This window comes from Phycisphaerae bacterium (assembly GCA_012729815.1).
GTDB lineage: Bacteria > Planctomycetota > Phycisphaerae > JAAYCJ01 > JAAYCJ01 > JAAYCJ01.
The window spans coordinates 1-6,472 of record JAAYCJ010000354.1 but is presented as its reverse complement, the minus strand read 5'-3'; the positions used below and the strand labels follow the sequence as shown (position 1 = coordinate 6,472).

At 65.3% G+C, this 6,472-nt stretch carries 5 protein-coding genes; 1 reads left to right on the top strand and 4 read right to left on the bottom strand.

Going from position 1 to position 6,472, the window contains the following annotated elements:
• The 3 genes from GXY33_22605 to GXY33_22595 all read right to left on the bottom strand — a co-directional run.
• On the bottom strand, positions 1-533 hold a 533-nt coding region (locus GXY33_22605; protein ID NLX07943.1), incomplete at its 3' end, for a dihydrodipicolinate synthase family protein.
• Positions 526-2,565 carry a hypothetical protein gene (locus GXY33_22600; protein NLX07942.1) on the bottom strand — a complete coding sequence of 680 codons (2,040 nt, stop codon included), beginning with the start codon at positions 2,563-2,565 and terminating at the stop codon, positions 526-528. The genes GXY33_22600 and GXY33_22605, both read right to left, overlap by 8 nt.
• A gap of 13 nt (positions 2,566-2,578) precedes the next feature.
• Positions 2,579-4,156: a hypothetical protein gene (locus tag GXY33_22595; protein ID NLX07941.1), complete on the bottom strand. Its 1,578-nt coding sequence runs from the start codon at positions 4,154-4,156 to the stop codon at positions 2,579-2,581.
• 140 nt (positions 4,157-4,296) lie between these two features.
• Here GXY33_22595 and GXY33_22590 point away from each other — a divergent pair, with 140 nt between their 5' ends.
• A complete protein-coding gene (locus tag GXY33_22590; GenBank protein ID NLX07940.1) occupies positions 4,297-5,127 on the top strand; it encodes a hypothetical protein in 831 nt (276 codons plus the stop codon).
• Positions 5,128-5,135: 8 nt separating this feature from the next.
• Here the strand turns inward: GXY33_22590 and GXY33_22585 are convergent.
• Positions 5,136-6,472, bottom strand: a 1,337-nt coding sequence (locus GXY33_22585; GenBank protein ID NLX07939.1) for an ammonia-forming cytochrome c nitrite reductase subunit c552, incomplete at its 5' end; no start/stop codon positions are given.

Sequence of the window (6,472 nt, the reverse complement as noted above, 5' to 3'; positions counted from 1 at the left end):
TGGACGAACGGCATGTAGGCTTTGATCCCGATGACGCCGGGCACGTTCGGCAGTTTGGCGATGGTCCGCGGTTCCAGCCGGACGCCGACCTCGTCGTTCTGGTAGACCACCAGCGGCATGCGGCTCTGCGAGGCCAGATCGGTGAAGTATTTCACCAGCCACTCCTGCGGCATCGGATAGCTGTAAGGCGGCGTGGCCAGGATCAGATCGGCTCCGGCCTCGCGGGCCGCCTTCGCCCAACGCAGCGCCCTCGGCAGACTCTGCTCGCTGACGCCGGCCATAACCGGCAGTCGCCCGTCGGCAATGCGGCACGTCTCACGCAGCACCTGTTCGCGGACCTCGTCGGGCAGCATCGGCTGCTCGCCGCACCAGCCAAGCGGAAACAGACAGCACGCCCCGTTGGCGATGGTCCGCTCGATCAGACGCTTCAAGGCAGGCCCGTCCAGCCGGCCGGTCTTTGTCAGCGGCGTCGCCAGGGCCACCGTCACACCTTCCATGCGTTGCAGCAGCGCCGATGGTTTTCTCTCAGCCATTGCTCTCCTCCTTCAGCGGAATATCCAGCAGGGCAACTCCCCACGCCGACAGCTTGACCTCGAACGTCGATTGGCCTTCGACGGCCCGCCACGGGATGTCATTCTGGACCACGTGGTTGCGGATCGACTTGTCGGTATCGACGCGGCAACCGAGGGATTCCGGATGCACGGTCAGGATCGGCAGGGCGTCGGCGGGGCTGTGGTTCGCCAGATAGAGCCGCAGGCCCGTTCCGTTGCGGGCTGCGCACCATTCGATCGGCGGACCCTGGACCTCCAGCACCCGATGCGGTTCGAGGAACTCGTCCAACACCGCGACGACCCACGCGGGAAACTCAGGATCGCCATCGGAGTCGGGCTCCAGCAGGTGGTCCTGCCTGAGCACCCACAGCGATCCCGTTCCGACCGCGAGCTTGCACACCCGGTTGTCTTCATCTGCCGCATCGCCGGTTTTGGTGGCGAAGCCCAACCGCTCCAATCCCGCAAAGGCGCTGGAAGTCAGCACCCGTCCGCCGCCTTCCAGATACGGTCCCAGATGCTCCAGAAGGGGGGTTAACGGCTCGAAATCACCCAGCAGGATCAGGGCTGGGTACTGTCGCAGCACGTCGAGCGGCGCGTTGTCCAGCAGCACGTCGAGCCCATTGCCCCATCGGCTGGCCGTCACGTGCCGCGGCTCCAGCGGGCGCAGGTCGCAGCCGGCCTGCATCATCCGGCCGAAGTGCCGCCGCGCCTCGACGTCGGCCTTGTCGTACGGATTGCCCGGATACGGCCACGGGTGGCCGATGCCGTGATTGGGAAACGCCGCGTCGAAGAACCGCACGATCGACCGGTCGCCGCGGGTCAGCGGCATACCTTGCCACGGCGAACACGGATGGGGATGATGGCCGACCCCTGGGGCGGGACACAGCCCGTGCAGAAACGGCAGCACGACCGCGGCGGTTGGGATCATTTTTCCACGATCGCTCGCTTCATCCAAGGCCATTCGGACGAAATCGGCGTGTACGCGGCCCAACGGGCTGAGCTCCGTCTTCGCCCCAAACGCATTGAAGTGCGTGGAGATCGAGTCCTCGTGCAGCATGATGTCCACGCCGCCCGCCCACAGCGACATCCACACCCGCAGGTACAGGCTCTCGGAATAGCCCGCGAGCTTCCGGCCGTTCTCGTCGTAGCACGCCCACGTCAGGCAGTGGAGGAATTCATCGGCGAGCGGCTCTTGCTCCATCAACTCATCGTGCCACGCCCGCTTGCCCTCGTACGGGGCCACGTCGGCCAGCCCCTTCCGGCCGTACTGGCGGACCGCTCCGCGCAGAAAGCTCATACCCACCTGGGCGTTGGCCAATCCGGGCACCATGCACTCCCACCAGAACGCCTCCTGCTCGGGGAATATCTCGAACTGGTAGTGGGCGTGGTGCGGACCGACTCCGCCGACGATCAGCCCGTGCGGGATGTTCAGGCCGCGCTGCTTGAGGAATTCGAAGGTGTCCGGCTGATCGGTCATCCGCCCGCTGCGATAGCCGGGCAGCGTGGCGTAGCGTTGCGGTCCCCAGTGCTGCTGGTGCGCGTTGGTGGTGATCCACCGCCGGTACGTCTCGAATCCTTCGCGTCGGCTCGCCGGAACGGTCGCCACGATCTTGCCCGACTCGTCCGGCAGAGAAAAGCCGCAGAACGAGTCGTAGTGCTCGTGTCCCAGACCCCAGAACGACCTTCCCGGTCCCAGCGCCTTCAGGTAATCCAAAATCAGCCGGCACCAGTGATTGTTGTAGGCGGTCAGGTCGTCGCCGAAACCTTCCCTCCGCGCGCAGGGCACCGCGTAATGGTCGTTGGTATAGAACTCGAACAGCAGGGCCAGATCGTGGCGGCGCAGCCATTCGGCTGACGGCGGGTGGACGGGCTTGCGGTGATGGTCCACCCAGATCATGATCCCGTTGCAGAGTCCCTGCTCGACGAGGAACTCCGCCGCCGCCCGCGGATCGAGCCGTTGGTCCATCACGTGATCGGCGTAGGTGTGAAACAGCAGGAAGTCCGAATCGTTCATCGCTGTTCGTCCCTCAGAGGGTTGCCGTGCCGCACGGACGGTAACTGACGCGCAGTTCGACGTCGTTGAGCATGGGCTGGAACTTGCGGTCGTCAGCCATCGGTACAAGTGAGCGGACGGTGACCGTGTTGCGCCCTTGGTTCGGGAGTGGATCCTTCAAGTCGATCTCGATCCACGCCCAGGGCCCGCGGAGGTTCACGCGCTCCGGCGTCCACGAAGCCGTCGAGGCGTTCCACGCGATCAGCTCCGTGTAGTCGGGCATGTGGACGCGCCGGTCGCGCGGGTCGAGGATCTGGTCGTTCAGCGCGATCTCGAACCGGTCCTCCGGGGCGAGCCGATCGATTCGCAGCCGTAGCGTCGCCCGGTCCAGCGTCGCCCGTTCTTTTTCGCCCGCCAGATCGTCGCCGATCCACAGGGCGACCGTCGCCGGCCGCTGCGGATCGCCCAGGCCGACCGGCAGGCCATCGTCGCCTTGCCGCCAGGCGTTCCCATCCGCCATGAAACGCTTGTCGCGCCGCGAGAGGGCGTCAACGTCCGAGACGTCGCGCAGGATCACGTAGGCGTCGTCGCCGTACGGGTATCCGCGACAGAATAGATTAAAGACGTAGAACCCATGCGCGCCCATCGCGTAGCAATTGGCCGCGGCGGCGCGGTACATCGCGACGGACGCCTGGCCGTCGCCGCACGGCGCGGCGGAGTCGGGACTGGGATGTATTTCGACGCCGGTTCCCTCCGCGGCGCGGACCCACTCGTCGATCGGCATGCCGAAGCTGATGAACCGGCCCGGACTGGAGGGTACGACCACGTCCACCAGGCCCTCGGCGATCCACGTCCGCACGTCCAGACCGTACTTGGCGTTTTCCTCGATTGACGGCCCGACGCGGACGAGCAGCGGCAACCGCGACGACCCGTCTTTCCGGTCCAGGCGCTGCCGCACCCGCCGGATCATCTCGGTCAGCAGTTCCGGCTGCTCGCAGCCGTTGCGGAAGTACGGGCAGTGGCGCGTCCAGTCCAGCTCAAACCCGTCAACCGCGTAGCGGTCGATCGCCTCGAAGGCACCGTCCAGCAGATGCTGCCGGACCGCTTCGTGGGCGAAGTCCAGGTAATGCTGCGGATCGCCCCACGGTCCGGACTGGCCCGGACCCAGGGTCAGGTCCTGATGCTCCATCCAGAACGGTCCGGTCAGCGGATGCTCCGTCGGGTGGACCTTCTGGGTGAAATGGGCGTCGTTCATCCGCACCGAGGGCACAAACCCCAGTCCCTTTTTCGCCGCCCGGTCCATGACCATTTTGGGGATATCCCAGCCGTGCTCGCGGACGTGGCGGAAGAATTCGTACAGCCGCCGGTAGTGCGGCGAGCTGTGGGCCGACGGCGTGTCGCGCCAGCCCGGCATCGGGTTGACCCGCGAGGGGTAGTTGCCCCAGTAGCTGTAGCTCACGCAGAAGACCAGGTCGGTCACCGCGGTGCCGACCACCGCGTCCACCGCGTCGGTCACCATGCGGGGCGTGAACGCGCCCCCGTAGCAGGCCAGACGCGTCCCGCTGTCGTCGTTGTAGTACATCCGCCGCCGGTTCATGGAAATCCGCGCCATCGGTCCAATCCTTCCACGCAGCCAACTTAGCGCTCCCAGTGTACCGCCCGCTTTCCGCTCGTCAACAACCGACCCGTTGACGCTTTCGGCGACCTTGTCATAATAGTGGCCAGCCGTAATCGGCGGACTGGAGCATGGCCATGAACCCGATCCAGCGTCAGGTCATTTCGCTTCTTTGCCTGGTCAGCCTTGTGGGTTTGGCTGGGTGCGACAACGGCGAGGTTATTGAGCCGACCGAAGGGCCGGTGGCCCTCGCCGACGTTCAGTATTGGGCCTATCAGATTCAGGACATCAGCGGCGCCGGAGCCGTCGAGGCTTTGGCCGCCTCGGGCTACGACATGCTCGTGGTCGAGCCGACCCGCACCGACTGGTCCGGCGACGACAAGGACTTCGACGCCAAGGACATGGTCGATCAACTCAAGGCCAGCGCGGCCAGCGACGGCATCCATCGCAAGCTGGTGATTGGCTACATCAACATCGGCGAGGCTGAGGACTGGCGATGGTACTGGACCTGGTCGGCCTCGTGGCCGCAGGGTTCGCCGATGCCCGCCGATTGGCCGGACTACATTTTGGTCCACGATCCTGACGGCTGGGAGGGCAACTATCGGGTCGCGTACTGGGACACGCGGTGGAAGGACATCATGATCCACGGCCAAGGCACGCCCGCCACCGCCGACCGCGACTACGTCAGCGTGGTTGACGAACTGATCCGCGACGGGTTTGACGGCGATGCCTTTGACGACTGGAACGCCGCCGACGGCTACGACTCGGAAAACGATGCCGACCTGAGCGGCTACTACGTCGAGTACCTCGATCGGTACCTCGCCGCCGGCGTGCCCGTGTTCAACTGCGAATACGCCCTCGGCAAGGCCAACACCGCCTACTCCCGCTCAGCCGCCAAAGGCTACGTCGCCTACGCCACCCGCCGATCCCTGAGCCGGCTGACCACCACCCCGCCGCCAGGATACTGACGCGGAGTCTATGGCAGCAGTTTGGGCGGGGTCTGGTCGACGAAGGCTTTGGCCACGTTCCAAGCGTTTTCGCGGGTCGAGACGTCCGGGTATTGCGGCGAACGGGTCACTGCTTTTTCCGCCAGCACGCGGGCCAGCAACACTCTTGCCTCCTGGGCCTGGTGCGTCGCGTCGGCCAGGACGCGCATCGATTCCTGTGGTGAATGGAAGCCCATCCCGTTGTTGGCTGAGACGTAGTCCCAGCGGAATTGGGCGTGGCGGATGAGCCTGCGCGGTTCGGCGAGTTGCTGGTCGTCGACTCCCGCTTCGATGGCCGCGGCGGCGTCGAAATGGGCCAGCACGATCGCCTCTTCGGCTTGCAGCTTGGTGCGGAAGACCTTGGTCTGGATGGCCTGCACCCGCGAGCGGATTTCGTTTTCCGGCCAGCGATGGCAGACCGCGCAACTGTTGGCGATATTCAGCAGCGGGCTCTGGACGTGATGGTCGGTGAACTTCACGCCGCCCTCCGAGCGGTACGGCATGTGGCAGTCGGCGCAGGCCACGTCGCGAAAGGCGTGGATGCCGGTCAGGTACATCTCGTAGTCCGGGTGCTGGGCCTTGACGATCGGCGTCTTCGAGATCGGGTGGACGTAGTCGACGAACGCCAGCTCGTCGTAGTGCTTCAGCATCTCCTCGACGCTTTTGCCCGATTTCCACGGGAAGGCCAGGTAATCCTTCGGTTCCGACTGGAAGTAGTATTCGACGTGGCACTGAGCGCAGACCAGCGATCGCATCTCTTGGTGAGTGGCCTCGTTGATGTCCTTGCCCGCCGCGGCGAACGCCTCGCGCAGGGCCGGCCGGGTGATCCGCAGATTCATCGTGGCTGGGTCGTGGCAGTCATGGCATCCGATCGGGTGGACGATCTCTTTGGCCAGGTCGTGGAAGTTGGTCGCGTAGAACTCCGCTGTGCCCATCTTCGCCATCAGGCGCGGCACGTCGGTGCTCTTGCAGGTCATGCACGTGCCGGGATTGTACGGCGTTTTGATCCGGGCGGTCTGCTTGACGTCCTCGACCGCGTGGTAGTGGCCGCGGCCCTGGCGGTAGTCCTTGCTGAACCCGTACCCGGCGAAGAGGATCACCTGGTAGGGGTCCTGCTCGAGGTAGTCGCGCGGATAGGCGCCGCCGAAGAGAGTTTGGGTGTCGTCGATGCGGGTCCGCAGATACGTCTCGTATTCGCGCGGATAGTTGCGGCCCCAGACCGCGTTGTCCGGCTCCCATTCGGCGATCGGCTGAACCACCATCGCCGGCCGCTGCGATTCCCAGCGGCGTTCGACGATCGAGAAACCCAGCAGTCCCAGCAGGACGA